Origin of the sequence: Enterobacter sp. GD03975, from assembly GCF_029838645.1 — a bacterium.
Taxonomy (GTDB): domain Bacteria; phylum Pseudomonadota; class Gammaproteobacteria; order Enterobacterales; family Enterobacteriaceae; genus Enterobacter; species Enterobacter quasihormaechei.
The window spans coordinates 170,266-191,798 of the sequence record NZ_JAOBZC010000008.1 but is presented as its reverse complement, the minus strand read 5'-3'; the positions used below and the strand labels follow the sequence as shown (position 1 = coordinate 191,798).

General features: G+C 56.1%; 17 protein-coding genes and 1 pseudogene. 16 read left to right on the top strand and 2 right to left on the bottom strand.

Annotated features, from left to right (window positions below; all coding sequences use genetic code 11):
* Window positions 1–546, bottom strand: a 546-nt coding sequence (satP, locus tag N5C09_RS14785; protein WP_279749306.1) for an acetate uptake transporter, incomplete at its 3' end; no start/stop codon positions are given.
* A gap of 296 nt (window positions 547–842) precedes the next feature.
* Between satP and dnaK the strand changes: the two genes are divergently transcribed.
* The 4 genes from dnaK to nhaR all read left to right on the top strand — a co-directional run bounded on the left by dnaK (window position 843) and on the right by nhaR (window position 6,295).
* Complete coding sequence (gene dnaK / locus N5C09_RS14780; RefSeq protein WP_063450699.1) at window positions 843–2,756, top strand: molecular chaperone DnaK; 1,914 nt, start codon at window positions 843–845, stop codon at window positions 2,754–2,756.
* 87 nt (window positions 2,757–2,843) lie between these two features.
* A complete protein-coding gene (dnaJ, locus tag N5C09_RS14775) occupies window positions 2,844–3,989 on the top strand; it encodes a molecular chaperone DnaJ (RefSeq protein WP_063450698.1) in 1,146 nt (381 codons plus the stop codon).
* 172 nt (window positions 3,990–4,161) lie between these two features.
* Complete coding sequence (gene nhaA / locus N5C09_RS14770; protein ID WP_102750045.1) at window positions 4,162–5,337, top strand: Na+/H+ antiporter NhaA; 1,176 nt, start codon at window positions 4,162–4,164, stop codon at window positions 5,335–5,337.
* A 58-nt stretch (window positions 5,338–5,395) separates the two neighbouring features.
* Complete coding sequence (nhaR, locus tag N5C09_RS14765) at window positions 5,396–6,295, top strand: transcriptional activator NhaR (RefSeq protein WP_063450696.1); 900 nt, start codon at window positions 5,396–5,398, stop codon at window positions 6,293–6,295.
* A gap of 58 nt (window positions 6,296–6,353) precedes the next feature.
* On the opposite strand, the gene rpsT is transcribed toward nhaR, so the two are convergent.
* Window positions 6,354–6,617, bottom strand: coding sequence for a 30S ribosomal protein S20 (gene rpsT, locus N5C09_RS14760; protein WP_003856458.1), 264 nt, complete (start codon window positions 6,615–6,617; stop codon window positions 6,354–6,356).
* 115 nt (window positions 6,618–6,732) lie between these two features.
* Between rpsT and N5C09_RS21350 the strand changes: the two are divergent.
* The 12 genes and pseudogenes from N5C09_RS21350 to kefC all read left to right on the top strand — a co-directional run.
* A pseudogene (locus tag N5C09_RS21350) lies at window positions 6,733–6,938 on the top strand (DUF2575 domain-containing protein); the annotation flags it as partial.
* Between the two features lie 7 nt (window positions 6,939–6,945).
* Window positions 6,946–7,872 carry a bifunctional riboflavin kinase/FAD synthetase gene (gene ribF, locus N5C09_RS14755; protein WP_063450695.1) on the top strand — a complete coding sequence of 309 codons (927 nt, stop codon included), beginning with the start codon at window positions 6,946–6,948 and terminating at the stop codon, window positions 7,870–7,872.
* A 45-nt stretch (window positions 7,873–7,917) separates the two neighbouring features.
* Window positions 7,918–10,734 (top strand): isoleucine--tRNA ligase, encoded by a 2,817-nt coding sequence (gene ileS, locus N5C09_RS14750; RefSeq protein WP_131636661.1) that lies wholly within the window; start codon window positions 7,918–7,920, stop codon window positions 10,732–10,734.
* Window positions 10,734–11,234, top strand: coding sequence for a signal peptidase II (lspA, locus tag N5C09_RS14745; protein WP_279749305.1), 501 nt, complete (start codon window positions 10,734–10,736; stop codon window positions 11,232–11,234). The genes ileS and lspA overlap by 1 nt, the downstream gene beginning before the upstream one ends.
* Window positions 11,235–11,329: 95 nt before the next feature.
* The gene (gene fkpB / locus N5C09_RS14740; protein ID WP_063867427.1) at window positions 11,330–11,779 is read left to right on the top strand and encodes an FKBP-type peptidyl-prolyl cis-trans isomerase; all 450 of its coding nucleotides are present in this window, start codon (window positions 11,330–11,332) and stop codon (window positions 11,777–11,779) included.
* A 1-nt stretch (window position 11,780) separates the two neighbouring features.
* A complete protein-coding gene (gene ispH, locus N5C09_RS14735) occupies window positions 11,781–12,731 on the top strand; it encodes a 4-hydroxy-3-methylbut-2-enyl diphosphate reductase (protein ID WP_028015471.1) in 951 nt (316 codons plus the stop codon).
* Between the two features lie 205 nt (window positions 12,732–12,936).
* Window positions 12,937–13,758 (top strand): 4-hydroxy-tetrahydrodipicolinate reductase, encoded by an 822-nt coding sequence (dapB, locus tag N5C09_RS14730; RefSeq protein ID WP_193036277.1) that lies wholly within the window; start codon window positions 12,937–12,939, stop codon window positions 13,756–13,758.
* Window positions 13,759–14,212: 454 nt separating this feature from the next.
* Window positions 14,213–15,361, top strand: coding sequence for a glutamine-hydrolyzing carbamoyl-phosphate synthase small subunit (carA, locus tag N5C09_RS14725; RefSeq protein WP_193033812.1), 1,149 nt, complete (start codon window positions 14,213–14,215; stop codon window positions 15,359–15,361).
* 18 nt (window positions 15,362–15,379) lie between these two features.
* The gene (gene carB, locus N5C09_RS14720) at window positions 15,380–18,604 is read left to right on the top strand and encodes a carbamoyl-phosphate synthase large subunit (RefSeq protein ID WP_279749304.1); all 3,225 of its coding nucleotides are present in this window, start codon (window positions 15,380–15,382) and stop codon (window positions 18,602–18,604) included.
* 182 nt (window positions 18,605–18,786) lie between these two features.
* Window positions 18,787–19,020, top strand: coding sequence for a YgdI/YgdR family lipoprotein (locus N5C09_RS14715; protein ID WP_003856439.1), 234 nt, complete (start codon window positions 18,787–18,789; stop codon window positions 19,018–19,020).
* Between the two features lie 105 nt (window positions 19,021–19,125).
* Entirely contained in the window at window positions 19,126–19,656 is a 531-nt protein-coding gene (gene kefF, locus N5C09_RS14710; protein WP_063867430.1) for a glutathione-regulated potassium-efflux system oxidoreductase KefF, read from the top strand.
* On the top strand, window positions 19,649–21,514 hold the full coding sequence (gene kefC / locus N5C09_RS14705; protein ID WP_279749303.1) for a glutathione-regulated potassium-efflux system protein KefC: 1,866 nt from the start codon (window positions 19,649–19,651) through the stop codon (window positions 21,512–21,514). The genes kefF and kefC overlap by 8 nt, the downstream gene beginning before the upstream one ends.
* The last annotated feature ends 19 nt before the right edge of the window (window positions 21,515–21,533 follow it).

Below are 21,533 nucleotides of genomic sequence, written 5' to 3'. Positions count from 1 at the left end.
TAATACGGTGCGGCCGAACTGCTCGTTCAGCACTTCACCCATTGCCAGGTAGATAGCGCTTGCGCCGCACACCAGACCGACCCAGCCGGCAACGTGAACGATGCCTTCGTTATCCGCCAGGTGACCCATTGCCAGCAGGGCGAACAGCACGGTCAGGCTCAGGAAGACGAATTGCAGTGCGCGGTTCGCCTTCAGGGTGCCGAAGAACATGAACAGAGTGAAGACGCCCCACAGTCCCAGGTACACACCCAGGAAGTGGGCGTTTGCCGCATCCGCCAGGCCCATTTTAGGCATCAGCAGAATCGCGACCAGCGTCAGCCAGAACGAACCGTAAGAGGTAAAGGCGGTTAAGCCGAAGGTATTGCCTTTCTTATATTCCAGCAGGCCCGCGAAGATTTGTGCGATACCGCCGTAAAAAATGCCCATCGCCAGGATTACGCCGTCCATCGGGAACATCCCGATGTTGTGCAGGTTCAGCAGAATGGTGGTCATGCCAAAACCCATCAGGCCCAGCGGAGCCGGATTAGCCAACTTAGTGTTGCCCATAAGTCCTCAAAAAAATCATCATTAAAATGGTGAAATGGTTAAACCCGCGTCAGTTCTACCTGACAGGGCGCGGCATCATAATGGGCGGCATCGGTGCCGTCTATGATCTCATCAGGGTGAAATTAAAAATTTTTTTATGTCTCCCCCTTGATGGATGACGTTGCGACCCCATCTTGTAAGCAACCGCAGTGTGTGGACCTGAAAAAAATCAAATCTGGGCAGTTGAAAAAGCACGTTCTGCCCTTATTACAGGTACACAACCACATGTTGACTGAATTTTTAGTGGAGACGTTTAGATGGGTAAAATTATTGGTATCGACCTGGGTACTACCAACTCTTGTGTAGCGATTATGGATGGCACTACTGCACGTGTGCTGGAGAACGCCGAGGGCGATCGCACCACGCCTTCTATCATTGCTTATACCCAGGATGGTGAAACTCTGGTTGGTCAGCCGGCTAAACGTCAGGCAGTGACAAACCCGCAAAACACCCTGTTTGCGATCAAACGCCTGATTGGCCGCCGCTTCCAGGACGAAGAAGTTCAGCGTGACGTTTCCATCATGCCTTACAAAATCATCGCAGCCGATAACGGCGATGCATGGCTTGATGTGAAAGGCACCAAAACTGCACCTCCGCAGATCTCTGCTGAAGTGCTGAAGAAAATGAAGAAAACCGCAGAAGATTACCTGGGCGAACCGGTAACTGAAGCTGTTATCACCGTACCTGCTTACTTCAACGATGCTCAGCGTCAGGCAACCAAAGATGCTGGCCGTATCGCAGGTCTGGAAGTAAAACGTATCATCAACGAACCAACCGCAGCGGCGCTGGCTTACGGTCTGGATAAAGAAGTCGGCAACCGTACTATCGCGGTGTACGACCTGGGTGGTGGTACTTTCGATATCTCTATTATCGAAATCGACGACGTTGACGGCGAAAAAACCTTCGAAGTTCTGGCAACCAACGGTGATACCCACCTGGGTGGTGAAGACTTCGATACCCGTTTGATCAACTACCTCGTTGACGAGTTCAAGAAAGATCAGGGCATTGACCTGCGTAACGACCCGCTGGCGATGCAGCGCCTGAAAGAAGCCGCTGAGAAAGCGAAGATCGAACTGTCTTCCGCTCAGCAGACCGACGTGAACCTGCCGTACATCACCGCAGACGCGACCGGTCCTAAACACATGAACATCAAAGTGACCCGTGCGAAACTGGAAAGCCTGGTAGAAGACCTGGTGAACCGTTCTATCGAGCCACTGAAAGTTGCATTGCAGGACGCTGGCCTGTCCGTGTCTGACATTCAGGACGTTATCCTGGTAGGTGGTCAGACCCGTATGCCAATGGTTCAGAAGAAAGTGGCTGAATTCTTTGGTAAAGAGCCACGTAAAGACGTGAACCCGGACGAAGCGGTAGCTATCGGTGCTGCGGTTCAGGGTGGTGTATTGACCGGTGAAGTGAAAGACGTACTGCTGCTGGACGTTACCCCGCTGTCTCTGGGTATCGAAACCATGGGTGGCGTGATGACTCCGCTCATCAACAAAAACACCACTATCCCGACGAAACACAGCCAGGTGTTCTCTACCGCTGAAGACAACCAGTCTGCGGTAACCATCCATGTGATTCAGGGTGAGCGTAAGCGTGCGGCAGATAACAAATCTCTGGGTCAGTTCAACCTGGACGGTATCAGCCCGGCACCACGCGGTATGCCACAGATCGAAGTCACCTTCGACATCGATGCTGACGGTATCCTGCACGTGTCTGCGAAAGACAAAAACAGCGGTAAAGAGCAGAAGATCACCATCAAAGCATCTTCTGGCCTGAACGAAGCGGAAATCGAAAAAATGGTTCGTGATGCCGAAGCTAACGCGGAATCCGACCGTAAGTTCGAAGAGCTGGTTCAGACCCGTAACCAGGGTGACCATCTGCTGCACAGCACCCGTAAGCAGGTTGAAGAAGCGGGCGATAAACTGCCAGCGGAAGACAAAACTGCGATCGAAACTGCACTGAGCGCGCTGGAAACGTCTCTGAAAGGCGAAGACAAAGCGGACATCGAAGCGAAGATGCAGGAGCTGGCACAGGTTTCTCAGAAACTGATGGAAATCGCTCAGCAGCAGCACGCACAGCAGCAGGCGGGCGCTGATGCTTCGGCGAACAACGCGAAAGACGACGACGTTGTCGACGCTGAGTTCGAAGAAGTGAAAGATAAAAAATAATCGCCCTGATGCAGGGTAATTAATCGGCACGGGCGTAGGAGAATTCTCCACGCCCGTGCTCGCATGTTAAGGGGCTTAAAAAAACCAATGGCAAAGCAAGACTATTACGAGATTTTAGGCGTTCCGAAAACTGCGGAAGAGCGTGAAATCAAAAAGGCGTATAAGCGCCTGGCCATGAAATATCATCCAGACCGCAATCAGGGTGATAAAGAGGCTGAAGCCAAATTTAAAGAGATTAAAGAAGCCTACGAAGTCCTGACCGACGCGCAAAAACGCGCGGCTTATGACCAGTATGGTCACGCGGCCTTTGAACAGGGCGGCATGGGCGGCGGTGGATTTGGTGGCGGCGGCTTCGGCGGCGGCGCTGATTTCAGCGATATCTTTGGTGATGTATTCGGCGATATCTTCGGCGGCGGTCGTGGTCGCCAGCGCGCGGCGCGCGGCGCAGACCTGCGCTACAACATGGAGCTGACGCTGGAGGAAGCGGTTCGCGGCGTCACCAAAGAGATCCGTATTCCGACGCTGGAAGAGTGTGACGTTTGCCACGGCAGCGGCGCGAAAGCGGGGACTCAGCCACAAACCTGTCCAACCTGTCACGGTTCCGGTCAGGTGCAGATGCGCCAGGGCTTCTTCGCGGTGCAGCAGGCGTGTCCGCACTGTCACGGTCGCGGTACGCTGATCAAAGATCCGTGCAACAAGTGTCACGGCCACGGTCGCGTTGAGAAAACCAAAACCCTGTCCGTTAAGATCCCGGCAGGCGTTGATACGGGCGACCGCATCCGTCTGGCAGGCGAAGGCGAAGCGGGCGAGCACGGCGCACCGGCAGGCGATCTGTACGTTCAGGTTCAGGTGAAGCAGCACGCCATTTTCGAGCGTGAAGGCAACAACCTGTACTGCGAAGTGCCGATCAACTTCGCGATGGCGGCGCTGGGCGGCGAAATCGAAGTGCCGACGCTGGACGGTCGTGTGAACCTGAAGGTGCCGGGCGAAACACAGACCGGCAAGCTGTTCCGCATGCGTGGCAAAGGCGTTAAATCCGTTCGCGGTGGCGCGCAGGGCGACCTGCTATGCCGCGTGGTAGTCGAAACGCCAGTTGGCCTGAACGACAAGCAGAAACAGCTGCTGAAAGAGCTTCAGGAAAGTTTTGGCGGCCCGACGGGTGAGAAAAACAGCCCGCGCTCCAAAAGCTTCTTCGATGGCGTCAAAAAATTCTTCGACGATTTAACCCGCTAACCCGTCAGCTGGTTACTATCCTTTAAAGCCCGGAAGCGATTCCGGGCTTTTTCTTTACAGCGTTATTGCTCGGTTAAACTGAATCCATACCCAATATTAATCTGTTTTTACCGATCTGTTTGCGCTGATATTATGGTTTTACCGAGGTATTGTTGTAAAAGAGAGAATTAACGTGAAATTACTACACCGCTTCTTTAGCAGTGAGGCATCCGGCGGCGTCATCCTGATTATTGCTGCTGCGGCTGCCATGCTGCTCGCCAATATGGGTATGACGCGCGATCTCTATCACGCATTTCTGGAAACGCCCGTCGAGCTGAAGGTCGGGGCGCTGGAAATCAACAAAAACATGCTGCTGTGGATCAACGATGCGCTGATGGCGGTATTTTTCCTGCTGGTGGGCCTGGAGGTCAAACGTGAGCTGGTGAGCGGCTCGCTTGCCAGCCGTCAGCGCGCGGCGTTCCCTGCGATCGCGGCGATTGGCGGGATGATCGTACCGGCGCTGCTCTTCCTCGCGTTCACGTGGCAGGATCCGGTTGCGCGCGACGGCTGGGCGATCCCGGCCGCAACGGATATTGCGTTTGCGCTCGGGGTATTAGCCTTGCTCGGTAGCCGCGTCCCGGTAGCACTGAAAATTTTCCTGATGGCGCTGGCGATTATCGATGACCTGGGTGCTATCGTGATTATCGCGCTGTTCTACACCAGCGATCTGTCCGTTCTGTCGCTGAGCGTGGCGGCCGTGGCTATCGCGGTGCTGGCGTTGCTGAACGTCTTCAACGTCCGACGCACGGGCATTTATATCCTGGTGGGAATGGTGCTGTGGACGGCGGTGCTGAAATCCGGCGTGCACGCTACGCTGGCGGGCGTCATCGTTGGTTTCTTCATCCCACTGAAGGAGCAGGACGGCAAATCGCCTGCCAGACAGTTAGAGCACGTGCTTCACCCGTGGGTAGGCTTTATGATCCTGCCGCTGTTTGCGTTTGCCAACGCGGGCGTTTCCCTGGCAGGGGTGACTTTGGACGGCCTCACCTCCGTGCTGCCGCTGGGTATTATCGCCGGTCTGTTTATCGGTAAGCCGCTGGGCATCAGCCTGTTCTGCTGGCTGGCGCTGAAGCTTAAGCTGGCGTCATTGCCAAACGGGACCACCTTTAGTCAGATTATGGCCGTCGGGGTGCTGTGCGGTATTGGATTCACCATGTCGATCTTTATCTCGACGCTGGCGTTTGGCGCAAGCGCGCCTGAGCTTATCGTCTGGGCGAAACTCGGCATTCTTATCGGGTCGCTGCTGGCCGCGGTTATCGGCTATACCTTGTTGAAGGTGAAGTTGTCCGGACAGGCTGTCCAGGCATAACGGGAAACCGGGAGGAGGGAAGCCTTCCCCCGATAAACTATCAGGGAGTGAAAACGTGATGTCTCATTTGAACTACAACCATCTCTATTACTTCTGGCATGTCTACAAGCAGGGCTCGGTCGTGGGAGCCGCAGAGGCGCTCTACCTGACGCCACAGACCATTACCGGGCAAATCAAAGCCCTGGAAGAGCGCTTGCAGGGCAAACTTTTTAAGCGGAAAGGGCGTGGCATTGAGCCGAGCGAGCTGGGTGAGCTGGTGTTCCGTTACGCGGACAAGATGTTCACCCTGAGCCAGGAGATGCTGGATATCGTTAACTATCGCAAAGAGTCCAACCTGCTCTTTGACGTGGGCGTGGCGGATGCGCTATCCAAACGGCTGGTAAGCGGCGTGCTGGATGCGGCGGTGGTGGAAGATGAACAGATTCATTTACGCTGCTTTGAGTCCACCCACGAGATGCTGCTGGAACAGCTGAGCCAGCATAAGCTGGATATGATTATCTCGGATTGCCCCATCGACTCCACCCAGCAGGAAGGCTTGTTCTCGGTGAAAATTGGCGAATGCGGCGTCAGCTTCTGGTGCATCAATCCGCCACCGGAAAAACCGTTTCCGGCCTGCCTGGAAGAGCGCCGTTTGCTGGTGCCGGGAAGACGGTCAATGCTCGGACGTAAGCTGCTGAACTGGTTTAACTCCCAGGGGCTGAACGTGGAAATCCTCGGTGAGTTTGACGATGCCGCGCTGATGAAAGCCTTTGGCGAGGCGCACAACGCGATCTTCGTTGCCCCGACGCTGTACGCGCACGATCTCTATTCAGACGACAAGATTACGGAGATTGGCAGGGTGGAAAACGTGATGGAAGAGTATCACGCCATATTCGCCGAAAGGATGATTCAGCACCCCGCGGTGCAGCGTATCTGCAACCGGGACTACTCGGCGCTGTTTACGCCACCGGCAATCTGAAGACATAAAAAAACCCGCGTTAAGCGGGTTCTTTCAAACAAGCAACAACAAGTGGCGATTAAGCCAGTTTGTTGATCTGCGCGGTCAGGTTTGCTTTATGACGCGCTGCTTTGTTTTTGTGGATCAGACCTTTAGCAGCCTGACGATCCACGATTGGTTGCATTTCGTTAAATGCGTTCTGCGCTGCAGCTTTGTCGCCAGCTTCGATTGCTGCGTATACTTTCTTGATGAAAGTACGCATCATAGAGCGACGGCTTGCATTGTGCTTACGAGCCTTTTCAGACTGAACGGCACGTTTCTTAGCTGATTTGATATTAGCCAAGGTCCAACTCCCAAATATGATCTATGTGGACAATTCAAAGGCCGAGGAATATGCCCTCTATACCTTCTTTTGTCAATGGATTTGTGCAAATAAGCGCCGTTAATGTGGCGACGCTACGTTACGTAGTGATGGCGCAGGATTCTACCAGCTTGTCGTCCGTGAATACAGCTTTTCGGCGTAAAAAACGCTGTTCGCGGGCAGATTTTTTTGCTGTGAAAGGTCAGCGTGATGAAATCATACGGCTTTCTGTTTCGCGTGAACAATCGCCGGTTAACCTTAACCGCTGTACAAGGTATACTTTGGCGATTTTCACTGTTTTGAGCCAGTCATGAAGCTGATACGCGGCATACATAATCTCAGTCAAGCCCCGCGCGGGTGCGTGCTGACCATTGGTAATTTCGACGGCGTGCATCGTGGGCATCAGGCGCTGTTGCAGGGATTGCGTAAAGAAGGCGAGGCGCGAGGCCTGCCCGTCGTGGTGATGATTTTCGAGCCTCAGCCGCTGGAGCTGTTTGCGGGCGAGAAATCCCCCGCACGGCTGACCCGCCTGCGCGAGAAGTTACGCTATCTGGCGGAGTCCGGCGTGGACTACGTCCTGTGCGTACGTTTCGACCGTCGATTTGCCGCGCTGACCGCACAAAACTTTGTCAGCGATCTGCTGGTCAGGCAGCTTGGCGTGCAGTTCCTCGCGGTAGGGGATGATTTCCGCTTTGGCGCTGGTCGTCAGGGCGATTTCTTGTTATTACAGAAGGCTGGTCTGGAGTACGGGTTTGACGTCACCAGTACGATGACCTTCTGCGAGGGCGGCGTACGCGTCAGCAGCACGGCGGTACGCCAAGCGCTGGCGAACGATGATCTGGACACGGCAGAAACGCTGCTGGGCCACCCGTTCACGATTTCAGGTCGCGTGGTCCATGGCGATGCGCTGGGCCGCACGATAGGTTTCCCGACGGCGAACATACCGCTGCGTCGTCAGGTCTCCCCGGTTAAAGGGGTATATGCGGTGGAAGTGGCAGGACTGGGCGAGAAGCCTTTCTACGGCGTCGCCAACATTGGCACGCGTCCAACGGTTGCCGGTGTGCGTCAACAGTTAGAAGTACACCTGCTGGACGTTGTAATGGACCTCTACGGTCGCCATATAGATGTGATACTGCGTAAAAAAATACGCAATGAACAGCGATTCGCTTCGCTGGACGAGCTTAAGGCGCAAATCGCGCGAGATGAATTGACGGCCCGCGAGTTTTTTGGGCTTTAGAACCGGCTTAACTGCCTACGTGATAAATACGGAACCGAGAATCTGATGAGTGACTATAAATCAACCCTGAATTTGCCGGAAACAGGGTTCCCGATGCGCGGCGATCTCGCCAAGCGCGAACCGGGAATGCTGGCGCGTTGGACCGATGATGACCTGTACGGCATCATTCGTGCAGCCAAAAAAGGCAAAAAAACCTTCATTCTGCACGATGGCCCTCCATATGCGAATGGCAGCATTCATATTGGTCACTCTGTAAACAAGATTCTGAAAGACATAATCGTGAAGTCCAAAGGACTCGCGGGATATGACTCGCCTTACGTTCCGGGCTGGGACTGCCACGGCCTGCCAATCGAGCTGAAAGTTGAGCAAGAGTACGGCAAGCCAGGCGAGAAGTTCACCGCCGCTGAGTTCCGCGCGAAATGCCGCGAATATGCTGCCACCCAGGTTGACGGCCAGCGCGCAGACTTTATCCGTCTGGGCGTGCTGGGCGACTGGTCGCACCCGTACCTGACCATGGACTTCAAAACCGAAGCCAACATCATCCGGGCGCTGGGCAAAATCATCGGTAACGGTCACCTGCACAAAGGCGCTAAGCCGGTGCACTGGTGCGTGGACTGCCGCTCTGCGCTGGCAGAAGCCGAAGTGGAGTATTACGACAAAACGTCTCCTTCTATCGACGTGGCTTTCGAAGCGGTCGATCAGGACGCGATCAAAGCTAAATTCGGTCTGCCTGGCGTAAGCGGCCCGATCTCGCTGGTGATCTGGACCACCACCCCGTGGACCCTGCCGGCGAACCGCGCAATCTCTCTCTCCGGCGAGTTCGAATACGCGCTGGTGCAGGTTGACGGCCGCGCGGTTATCCTGGCGAAAGATCTGGTTGAAAGCGTGCTGAAGCGCGCGAACATCACCAACTACACCGTGCTGGGCACCGTGAAAGGCGACGCGCTGGAGCTGATGCGCTTCAAACACCCGTTCCTGGACTTCGACGTTCCGGCGATCCTGGGCGACCACGTTACGCTGGACGCGGGTACCGGTGCGGTGCATACCGCTGGCGGTCACGGTCCTGACGATTACAACATCAGCCTGAAATACGGTCTGGAAATCGCCAACCCGGTTGGCCCGGACGGGTCTTACCTGCCTGGCACCTATCCGGCGCTGGACGGTATCAACGTCTTTAAAGCCAACGACATCATCGTTGAGATGCTGCGTGAACGCGGTGCGCTGCTGCACGTTGAAAAAATGCAGCACAGCTATCCGTGCTGCTGGCGTCACAAGACGCCGATCATCTTCCGTGCGACCCCGCAGTGGTTCGTCAGCATGGATCAGAAAGGCCTGCGCGAGCAGTCCCTGAAAGAGATCAAGGGCGTGCAGTGGATCCCGGACTGGGGCCAGGCGCGTATCGAATCCATGGTGGCTAACCGTCCTGACTGGTGTATCTCCCGTCAGCGTACCTGGGGCGTGCCGATGTCGCTGTTCGTGCACAAAGAGACGCAGGAACTGCATCCGAACACCCTGGAACTGATGGAAGAAGTGGCGAAGCGCGTTGAAGTTGACGGCATTCAGGCGTGGTGGGATCTCGACGCCCGCGACATTCTGGGCGCGGACGCGGATAACTACGAGAAAGTGCCGGATACCCTGGACGTGTGGTTCGACTCCGGTTCAACCCACGCCTCCGTGGTTGACGTGCGCCCTGAGTTCGCCGGTCACGCTGCCGACATGTATCTCGAAGGCTCCGACCAACACCGCGGCTGGTTCATGTCATCGCTGATGATCTCCACCGCCATGAAGGGCAAAGCGCCTTACCGTCAGGTACTGACCCACGGCTTCACCGTGGATGGCCAGGGCCGTAAGATGTCCAAGTCCATCGGTAACACCGTTTCGCCGCAGGACGTAATGAACAAGCTGGGCGCGGACATCCTGCGTCTGTGGGTAGCCTCTACCGACTACACCGGCGAAATGGCGGTGTCTGACGAGATCCTGAAACGTGCTGCCGACAGCTATCGTCGTATCCGTAACACCGCGCGTTTCCTGCTGGCGAACCTCAACGGGTTCGATCCGGTAAAAGACATGGTGAAGCCGGAAGAGATGGTCGTGCTCGATCGCTGGGCGGTAGGCTGCGCGAAAGCGGCGCAGGAAGATATCCTGAAAGCGTACGAGTCTTACGATTTCCACGAAGTGGTGCAGCGCCTGATGCGCTTCTGCTCCATTGAGATGGGCTCGTTCTACCTCGACATCATCAAAGACCGTCAGTACACCGCGAAAGCGGACAGCGTGGCGCGCCGCAGCTGTCAGTCTGCGCTGTACCATATCGCAGAAGCGCTGGTGCGCTGGATGGCGCCGATCATGTCCTTCACCGCGGATGAAATCTGGGGTTACCTGCCGGGCGAGCGTGAGAAGTATGTCTTCACCGGCGAGTGGTACGAAGGTCTGTTCGATCTCTCCAGCACCGAAGCGATGAACGATGCCTTCTGGGACGAGCTGCTGAAAGTGCGTGGCGAAGTGAACAAGGTTATCGAGCAGGCGCGTGCTGACAAGAAAGTCGGCGGCTCTCTGGAAGCGGCAGTAACCCTGTACGCCGAACCGGAGCTGGCGGCGAAGCTGACGGCGCTGGGCGATGAATTGCGATTTGTCCTGTTGACCTCCGGTGCGAAAGTTGCGGATTATGCTGACGCGTCTGCTGATGCTCAGCAGAGCGAACTGCTCAAAGGACTGAAGGTCGCACTGAGCAAAGCCGACGGTGAGAAATGCCCGCGTTGCTGGCATTATACTACCGATGTCGGTCAGGTGGCGGAACACGCAGACATCTGCGGACGCTGTGTAAGCAACGTCGCCGGTGACGGCGAAAAACGTAAGTTTGCCTGATGAGTAAAACTCTCTGTTCAACAGGACTGTGCTGGCTGTGGCTGGTGGTGGTGGTGCTGATTATCGATCTGGGCAGCAAGTTCCTGATCCTCCAGAACTTTGCTCTGGGGGATACGGTCCCGCTGTTCCCGTCGCTTAACCTGCACTACGCCCGCAACTACGGCGCGGCGTTTAGTTTCCTGGCCGACAGCGGTGGCTGGCAGCGCTGGTTCTTCGCAGGTATCGCAATGGGTATCTGCGTTGTGCTGGCAGTGCTGATGTACCGCTCGAAAGCAACGCAAAAGCTGAATAACATCGCCTACGCGCTGATCATTGGCGGCGCGCTGGGCAACCTGTTTGACCGCCTGTGGCACGGCTTTGTGGTCGATATGATCGACTTCTACGTCGGCAACTGGCACTTCGCGACCTTTAACCTCGCCGATAGTGCAATTTGCATCGGTGCGGCGTTAATCGTGCTGGAAGGCTTCTTGCCTAAACCGGCGGCGAAAGAGCAGGCGTAACCAAACCAGCCGGGTGACGCGTAGCGATCCCGGTCTACGGTTAATGTAGGCCCGGTAAGCGCAGCGCCACCGGGCAAAACAAGCGAGCAATTTGCATGTCTAAATCCGTACAGAGCAACAGCGCGGTACTCGTTCACTTCACGCTGAAGCTGGATGACGGCTCCACGGCTGAATCCACCCGCAATAACGGCAAACCGGCGCTGTTTCGTCTGGGCGATACCTCCCTGTCTGAAGGCCTTGAGCAGCAGCTTCTGGGTCTGAAAGAGGGCGAGACAAAGGCGTTTTCGCTGGAGCCGGACGCGGCATTTGGCGTGCCAAGCCCGGATCTGATCCAGTACTTCTCGCGCCGTGAGTTTATGGATGCGGGCGAGCCGGAAATCGGAGCGATTATGCTCTTTACCGCTATGGACGGCAGCGAAATGCCTGGCGTGATCCGTGAAATCAACGGGGACTCCATCACCGTTGACTTCAACCATCCGCTAGCCGGGCGTACCGTTCATTTTGATGTAGAAGTGCTGGAGATCGATCCGGCACTGGAGGCCTGAAATGCAGATCCTGTTGGCTAACCCGCGCGGTTTTTGCGCCGGTGTAGACCGCGCTATCAGCATTGTTGAAAACGCGCTGGAAATTTACGGCGCGCCGATTTACGTGCGCCATGAAGTGGTACATAACCGCTACGTGGTCGACAGCCTGCGCGAGCGCGGGGCGATTTTCATCGAGCAAATCAGCGAAGTGCCGGACGGCGCTATCCTGATCTTCTCCGCGCACGGCGTATCGCAGGCCGTGCGTAACGAAGCCAAAAGCCGCGATCTGACCGTCTTCGACGCCACCTGTCCGCTGGTCACCAAGGTGCATATGGAAGTGGCGCGCGCCAGCCGTCGCGGTGAAGAGTCGATCCTGATTGGCCATGCCGGTCACCCGGAAGTCGAGGGTACCATGGGCCAGTACAGCAACCCGGAAGGGGGGATGTATCTGGTTGAGTCGCCGGAAGATGTCCTGACGCTGAACGTGAAAAACGAAGCGCGTCTGTCGTTTATGACCCAGACCACGCTCTCCGTAGACGACACCTCAGACGTGATTGACGCCCTGCGCCAGCGCTTTCCGAAAATCGTCGGGCCGCGTAAGGATGATATCTGCTACGCCACCACTAACCGTCAGGAAGCGGTGCGCGCGCTGGCGGAACAGGCGGACGTGGTGCTGGTGGTCGGTTCAAAAAACTCCTCTAACTCTAACCGTCTGGCCGAACTGGCACAGCGAATGGGCAAGGCGGCGTTTTTAATCGACGACGCAACGGACATACAGGAAGCGTGGGTTAAAAACGCGGCCTGCGTCGGCGTCACCGCAGGGGCTTCTGCGCCGGATATCCTCGTGCAAAACGTCATTGCCCGCCTGCAAGAGCTGGGCGGTGGTGAAGCCGTTCCGCTCGAAGGCCGCGAAGAGAATATCGTCTTCGAAGTGCCGAAAGAGCTGCGAATCGACGCCCGCGAAGTGGAATAATTTCTTTTCTGATGAAAGGCCAGCACCTCCTGTGCTGGCCTTTTTTTTGCCTCGGACTTTATCGTGACGACAAAATCATGTCTTTTACTGATATCTGAGTCGGTTTCACGTTAAATTCTAATTATTGGTGTTTTCAGTTGGCAGCCTTTACGAAGGCTGGTTAATCTGAAAACGGTTTACATCATTTTAACGTAAGAGAATAACTATGCATGAAGCACAGATCCGTGTCGCCATTGCGGGCGCGGGTGGACGTATGGGTCGCCAGCTGATTCAGGCGGCAATACAAATGGAAGGCGTGGCACTCGGCGCGGCGCTGGAGCGTGAAGGTTCATCCTTGCTGGGATCCGATGCGGGTGAACTGGCCGGCGCGGGCAAGACAGGCGTTACCGTTCAGAGCAGCCTTGATGCGGTGAAAGATGACTTTGACGTGTTCATCGACTTTACCCGTCCGGAAGGCACCCTGACTCACCTGGCGTTTTGCCGCCAGCACGGTAAAGGGATGGTGATTGGCACCACCGGCTTTGATGATGCGGGTAAACAGGCCATTCAGGATGCAGCCACCGACATTGCGATTGTCTTTGCCGCGAACTTTAGCGTAGGCGTTAACGTCATGCTGAAGCTGCTGGAAAAGGCGGCGAAGGTGATGGGCGACTACACCGACATTGAGATTATTGAAGCGCACCACCGTCATAAAGTTGATGCTCCATCAGGCACGGCGCTGGCGATGGGCGAAGCGATTGCTTATGCAATGGATAAAGATTTAAAAGACATCGCAGTCTATTCCCGTGAAGGGCATACCGGAGAACGCGTGCCGGGCACCATTGGTTTCGCAACCGTCCGGGCGGGCGATATCGTCGGCGAACATACGGCGATGTTCGCCGATATTGGCGAACGTGTTGAGATTACACACAAAGCGTCAAGCCGTATGACGTTCGCCAATGGCGCAGTACGTTCCGCGTTGTGGCTGAAATCGAAAGAAAAGGGTCTTTTTGATATGCGAGATGTGCTTGATCTCACTAATTTGTAAGCGTTATTACCCATCGTGATGTGGTTATTGCAGTCGTAATGTATTGATTGCATAGGGCAATAATTTATTGCCCTCTTATTTTATCTGTTTTAGATGAAATTTGGTTGCTAATGGTTATAAAGCTGAGTTTTATACCATTATTCTGTGAATTGAATGTAAATTTTGACCATTTGGTCCACTTTTTATCACTCCCGCCTCTCAAATTCCATAAAACCTACCGCGCAAGCGTTTTCCAGGATGATTTACCTGATCTTTTTGCCCGTTAAATCCCATTCAAGCCGCCAGCCCTGCAAAAGAATAAACAAAATACCCGTTTTAAGTTGACTTTTACATGCCAAATCCCCAGAATGCCGCCGTTTGCCAAAAATCCGCTGGCAACACATTTGCATTGATTCATGACGTGGTTATGAATTAATATGCAAATAAAGTGAGTGAATATTCTCTGGAGGGTGTTTTGATTAAGTCAGCGCTATTGGTTCTGGAAGACGGAACCCAGTTTATCGGTCGGGCCATAGGGGCAACGGGTTCGGCGGTTGGGGAAGTCGTTTTCAATACTTCAATGACCGGTTATCAAGAAATCCTCACTGATCCTTCCTATTCTCGCCAAATCGTTACTCTTACTTATCCTCATATCGGCAATGTCGGCACCAATGCGGCTGACGAAGAATCCTCTCAGGTACATGCGCAAGGCCTGGTCATTCGTGACCTGCCGCTGATTGCCAGCAACTTCCGCAACACCGAAGACCTCTCTTCTTACCTGAAGCGCCATAACATTGTGGCGATTGCCGATATCGATACCCGCAAGCTGACGCGTCTGCTGCGCGAGAAGGGTGCACAGAACGGCTGCATCATCGCAGGGGATAACCTCGACGCGACGCTGGCGCTGGAAAAAGCGAAAGCCTTCCCGGGCCTGAACGGTATGGACCTGGCGAAAGAAGTGACCACGGCGGAAGCCTACAGCTGGACGCAGGGGAGCTGGACGCTGGAAGGCGACCTGCCGGAAGCGAAAAAAGAGAACGAACTGCCGTTCCACGTGGTGGCCTACGATTTTGGTGCCAAGCGCAACATCCTGCGCATGCTGGTTGACCGCGGCTGCCGCCTGACGGTGGTTCCGGCGCAAACGTCCGCTGAAGAGGTGCTGAAGATGAACCCGGACGGTATCTTCCTTTCTAACGGCCCAGGCGACCCGGCGCCGTGCGATTACGCTATCGACGCCATCAAGTCCTTCCTCGAAACCGATATTCCGGTATTCGGCATCTGCCTCGGCCATCAGCTGCTGGCGCTGGCGAGCGGCGCCAACACCGTGAAGATGAAGTTTGGCCACCACGGTGGGAACCACCCGGTGAAAGACATCGACAACAACACGGTGATGATTACCGCGCAGAACCACGGCTTTGCCGTCGACGAAGCCTCGATGCCCGCTAACCTGCGCGTGACGCACAAATCCCTGTTCGATGGCACCTTGCAGGGTATCCATCGCACCGATAAGCCTGCGTTCAGCTTCCAGGGCCACCCTGAAGCCAGCCCGGGCCCGCACGATGCCGCGCCGCTGTTCGATCACTTCATCGAACTTATCGAGCAATACCGTAAGACCGCTAAATAATCAGGAGCTGAGAAGACCATGCCAAAACGTACAGACATAAAAAGCATCCTGATCCTTGGCGCTGGCCCGATCGTAATCGGCCAGGCCTGTGAATTTGACTACTCCGGCGCGCAGGCGTGTAAAGCCCTGCGCGAAGAGGGTTACCGCGTCATCCTGGTGAACTCTAACCCGGCCACCATCATGACCGACCCGGAAATGGCAGATGCGACCTACATTGAGCCAATTCACTGGGAAGTGGTACGCAAAATTATTGAGAAAGAGCGTCCGGACGCGGTGCTGCCAACCATGGGCGGCCAGACGGCGCTGAACTGCGCGCTGGAGCTGGAGCGTCAGGGCGTGCTGGAAGAGTTCGGCGTGACCATGATCGGTGCAACCGCCGACGCGATTGATAAAGCTGAAGACCGTCGCCGCTTCGACGTGGCGATGAAAAAAATCGGCCTCGACACCGCGCGTTCCGGTATCGCACACAATATGGAAGAAGCGCTGGCCGTTGCGGCTGAAGTGGGGTATCCGTGCATCATCCGTCCTTCCTTCACCATGGGCGGCACCGGCGGCGGTATCGCCTACAACCGCGAAGAGTTCGAAGAGATTTGCGAGCGCGGCCTGGATCTCTCCCCAACCAAAGAGCTGCTGATTGATGAATCGCTGATTGGCTGGAAAGAGTACGAGATGGAAGTGGTGCGTGATAAAAACGACAACTGCATCATCGTCTGCTCCATCGAAAACTTCGATGCGATGGGGATCCACACCGGCGACTCCATCACCGTTGCGCCAGCCCAGACGCTGACCGACAAAGAGTATCAAATCATGCGTAACGCCTCGATGGCGGTACTGCGTGAAATCGGCGTGGAAACTGGCGGCTCTAACGTGCAGTTCTCGGTGAACCCGAAAACCGGTCGTCTGATCGTTATCGAAATGAACCCGCGCGTGTCCCGTTCCTCCGCGCTGGCCTCTAAAGCCACCGGCTTCCCGATTGCGAAAGTGGCGGCGAAGCTGGCGGTGGGTTATACCCTCGACGAGCTGATGAACGACATCACCGGTGGCCGCACGCCAGCCTCCTTCGAGCCGTCTATCGACTACGTTGTGACCAAAATCCCACGCTTCAACTTCGAGAAATTCGTCGGCGCTAACGACCGTCTGACGACCCAGATGAAATCTGTGGGTGAAGTGATGGCGATTGGCCGCACGCAGCAGGAATCCCTGCAAAAAGCGCTGCGCGGCCTGGAAGTGGGTGCGACCGGCTTTGACCCGAAAGTGAGCCTGGACGACCCTGAAGCACTGACCAAAATTCGCCGCGAGCTGAAAGACGCGGGTGCAGAGCGTATCTGGTACATCGCCGATGCCTTCCGCGCGGGCCTGTCCGTTGACGGCGTATTTAACCTGACTAACATCGACCGCTGGTTCCTGGTGCAGATTGAAGAGCTGGTGCGTCTGGAAGAGAAAGTGGCGGAGCTGGGCATCAACGGCCTGGACGCAGACTTCCTGCGCATGCTGAAGCGTAAAGGCTTCGCCGATGCGCGTCTGGCTAAACTGGCGGGCGTGCGTGAAGCGGAAATCCGCAAGCTGCGCGACCAGTATGACCTGCACCCGGTTTACAAGCGCGTGGACACCTGTGCGGCAGAGTTCTCGACCGATACCGCGTACATGTACTCCACTTATGAAGACGAGTGCGAGGCGAACCCGTCCGTCGACCGCGACAAGATCATGGTGCTGGGCGGCGGTCCAAACCGTATCGGCCAGGGCATCGAGTTCGATTACTGCTGCGTACACGCCTCGCTGGCGCTGCGCGAAGACGGTTACGAGACCATCATGGTCAACTGTAACCCGGAAACCGTTTCTACCGACTACGACACCTCCGACCGCCTCTACTTCGAGCCGGTAACCCTGGAAGACGTGCTGGAAATCGTGCGCATCGAGAAGCCAAAAGGCGTGATCGTGCAGTACGGCGGCCAGACTCCGCTGAAGCTGGCGCGCGCGCTGGAAGCCGCAGGCGTGCCGGTTATCGGCACCAGCCCGGACGCGATTGACCGCGCGGAAGACCGTGAGCGTTTCCAGCAGGCGGTTGACCGTCTGAAGCTGAAACAGCCGGCGAACGCCACCGTGACCGCCATTGAAATGGCCGTTGAGAAAGCGAAAGAGATTGGCTACCCGCTGGTGGTGCGCCCGTCCTACGTGCTGGGCGGCCGCGCGATGGAAATCGTCTATGACGAAGCCGACCTGCGCCGCTACTTCCAGACGGCGGTGAGCGTTTCCAACGATGCGCCAGTGCTGCTTGACCGCTTCCTCGACGACGCGGTTGAGGTGGACGTGGATGCCATCTGCGACGGCGAAATGGTGCTGATTGGCGGCATCATGGAGCATATCGAGCAGGCGGGCGTGCACTCCGGTGACTCCGCCTGTTCTCTGCCGGCCTACACGCTGAGCCAGGAAATTCAGGACGTGATGCGCCAGCAGGTGCAGAAGCTGGCCTTTGAGTTGCAGGTTCGTGGCCTGATGAACGTTCAGTTCGCGGTGAAAGACAACGAAGTTTATCTGATTGAAGTCAACCCGCGTGCGGCGCGTACCGTACCGTTCGTCTCTAAAGCAACCGGTATTCCGCTGGCGAAAGTGGCGGCGCGCGTGATGGCTGGCCAGACGCTGGCGCAGCAGGGCGTCACCAAAGAAATCATCCCGCCGTATTACTCGGTGAAAGAGGTGGTGCTGCCGTTCAACAAATTCCCGGGCGTTGACCCGCTGTTAGGGCCAGAGATGCGCTCTACCGGGGAAGTGATGGGCGTGGGCCGTACCTTCGCAGAAGCGTTTGCCAAGGCGCAGCTGGGCAGCAGCTCTACCATGAGAAAATCGGGCCGTGCGCTGCTCTCCGTTCGCGAAGGCGATAAAGAGCGCGTGGTTGACCTGGCCGCCAAGCTGCTGAAACAGGGCTTCGAGCTGGACGCAACCCACGGTACGGCGATTGTGCTGGGTGAAGCGGGTATCAACCCGCGTCTGGTGAACAAAGTGCATGAAGGTCGTCCGCACATTCAGGACCGCATCAAGAATGGCGAGTACACCTACATCATTAACACCACCGCAGGTCGCCAGGCGATTGAAGACTCCAAGCTGATTCGCCGCAGCGCGCTCCAGTACAAAGTGCACTACGACACCACCCTGAACGGCGGTTTCGCGACGGCCATGGCGCTGAATGCGGACGCCACCGAGAAGGTGATTTCGGTGCAGGAAATGCACGCTCAGATTAGCAAATAATCTGCGTAGGCCCGGCAAGCGGTAGCGCCGCCGGGCATATGGCGGGTGGCGCTTCGCTTACCCGCCCTACGGTTTTCTTTACCCATCTTAAGAACCTTCTGGTTTTTCATCCGCTTTCAGTCAGTTAGCCTAAAATAGTTAGGTCGATAACGAAAATTCAACTGAGAGCAGGGGAAAACACCATGCAAAATAAACTACTGATCGCTTCCGTTCTGGCTGCCACCGCAATGTTCACCGTAGCGGGCTGTTCGTCCAATCAGGCCGTAAAAACCACCGATGGCAAAACGATTGTCACCGACGGGAAACCGCAGGTGGATGACGATACCGGGCTGGTGTCGTACAAAAACGCCGAAACCGGTCAAACTGAACAGATTAACCGCGACCAGGTGAAATCCATGGGCGAACTGGATAACTAATTCAGTTTTCTGACGTTAGCCCGTCAATAATATTCACTATTAGCCTGTTGAATTACTGTCTACACTCTTCTGGTAAAAGAAGGCAGTAAAACAACAGGCTACTCAATGATTCTGATAATTTATGCGCACCCTTATCCGCAGCACTCGCACGCGAATAAGCGGATGCTTGAGCAGGCAAGGACGCTCGAAAACGTAGAGATACGTTCCCTCTATCAACTCTATCCCGATTTTAATATCGATATCGCCGCCGAACAGGAGGCGCTCTCTCGTGCCGATCTGATCGTCTGGCAGCATCCGATGCAGTGGTACAGCACGCCACCGCTGCTGAAACTGTGGATCGACAAAGTCTTCTCGCACGGTTGGGCATACGGACACAACGGCAAAGCGCTTCAGGGCAAAAGCCTGATGTGGGCCGTAACCACCGGCGGCGGTGAAAGCCACTTTGAAATTGGCGCTTTCCCGGGATTTGAGGTGCTGGCGCAGCCGCTTCAGGCTACCGCCCTTTACTGTGGTCTGACCTGGCTTCCGCCTTTTGCAATGCACTGTACTTTTGTCTGCGACGATGAAACCTTGCAGGCGCAGGCTCGTCATTACAAACAACGTTTACTCGAGTGGCAGGAGGCGCACAATGGATAGCCATACGCTGATACAGGCGCTGATTTACCTCGGCGCGGCGGCATTAATTGTGCCGGTAGCGGTGCGTCTGGGGCTTGGATCGGTCCTCGGCTATCTGATTGCCGGATGTGTCATTGGCCCCTGGGGCTTCCGCCTGGTGACGGATGCCGAGTCGATCCTGCATTTTGCAGAGATCGGCGTGGTGCTGATGCTGTTTGTGATTGGTCTGGAGCTGGATCCGCAACGGCTGTGGAAGCTGCGCGCCTCGGTATTTGGCGGAGGCGCTCTGCAAATGCTGGGCTGCGGCCTGCTGTTAGGCGGATTCTGTATTTTGTTAGGCATGGAGTGGAAAGTCGCGGAGCTGATCGGCATGACGCTGGCGCTCTCCTCGACGGCGATTGCCATGCAGGCAATGAACGAGCGTAACCTGACGGTCTCGCAAATGGGGCGCAGCGCCTTTTCCGTTCTGCTGTTCCAGGATATTGCCGCGATCCCGCTGGTGGCGATGATCCCGCTGCTGGCAACCAGCGGCGCGTCAACGACGCTGGGAGCATTTGCCCTCTCGGCGCTGAAGGTTGTCGGCGCGCTGGCGCTGGTGATCCTGCTGGGCCGCTACGTAACGCGTCCGCTGCTGCGCTTTGTTGCGCGCTCTGGCCTGCGCGAAGTGTTCAGCGCCGTTGCGTTATTCCTGGTGTTTGGTTTTGGTTTGCTGCTGGAAGAGGCCGGACTGTCGATGGCGATGGGTGCCTTCCTTGCGGGCGTTTTACTGGCAAGCTCCGAATACCGGCACGCGCTGGAAAGCGATATCGAGCCGTTTAAAGGGCTGCTGCTGGGGCTGTTTTTCATCGGCGTCGGGATGTCTATCGACTTCGGAACGCTGGTCACCCATCCGCTGCGCATCATTATTCTGCTGGTGGGCTTCCTGGTTATAAAAATGACCATGCTGTGGCTGATTGCCCGTCCGTTAAACGTACCAAAACCGCAGCGCCGCTGGTTTGCCGTGCTGCTGGGGCAGGGGAGTGAGTTTGCGTTCGTGGTCTTTGGCGCGGCGCAAATGGCCAACGTACTCGATCCGGAATGGGCAAAAGCCCTGACGCTGGCGGTCGCGCTGTCGATGGCCGCAACGCCGATCCTGCTGGTGCTGCTGACGCGTCTGGAAAAAGCGGGAAGCGAACAGGAACGAGAAGCCGACGAGATCGACGAAGAGCAGCCGCGCGTAATCATCGCTGGGTTTGGCCGCTTCGGGCAAATCACTGGCCGTTTACTGCTCTCCAGCGGTGTGAAAATGGTTATCCTCGATCACGATCCCGACCATGTCGATACGCTGCGTAAATTCGATATGAAGGTGTTTTACGGCGATGCGACCCGGGTTGACCTGCTGGAATCCGCCGGTGCGGCGAAGGCCGAGGTGTTGATTAACGCCATCGACGATCCTGAGACCAGCATGCAGATGGTTGAGCTGGTCAAAGAGCACTTCCCGAACCTGACGATTATCTCGCGTGCGCGCGACGTGGAGCACTACATCCAGCTGCGTCAGGCGGGAGTGGCGGCACCGGAGCGTGAAACCTTCGAAGGGGCGCTCAAATCGGGCCGCATGGCGCTGGAAAGCCTGGGGCTTGGCGCGTATGAAGCGCGTGAGCGTGCCGATCTGTTCCGCCGTTTTAATCATGAGATGGTGGAAGAGATGGTGGCGATGGCAAGCAGTACGGCAACCGAACGCGCAGCGGTGTTTAAACGCACCAGCACCATGCTGACGGAGATCATCAACGAGGATCGTAATCACCTGTCGCTGGTTCAGCGCCACGGCTGGCAAGGAACGGAAGAGGGCAAGCATACCGGTAATCCGGAAGATGAACCGGAGAGTAAACCTTCCGCGTGAAGTGGAGTTGCCAGCAATA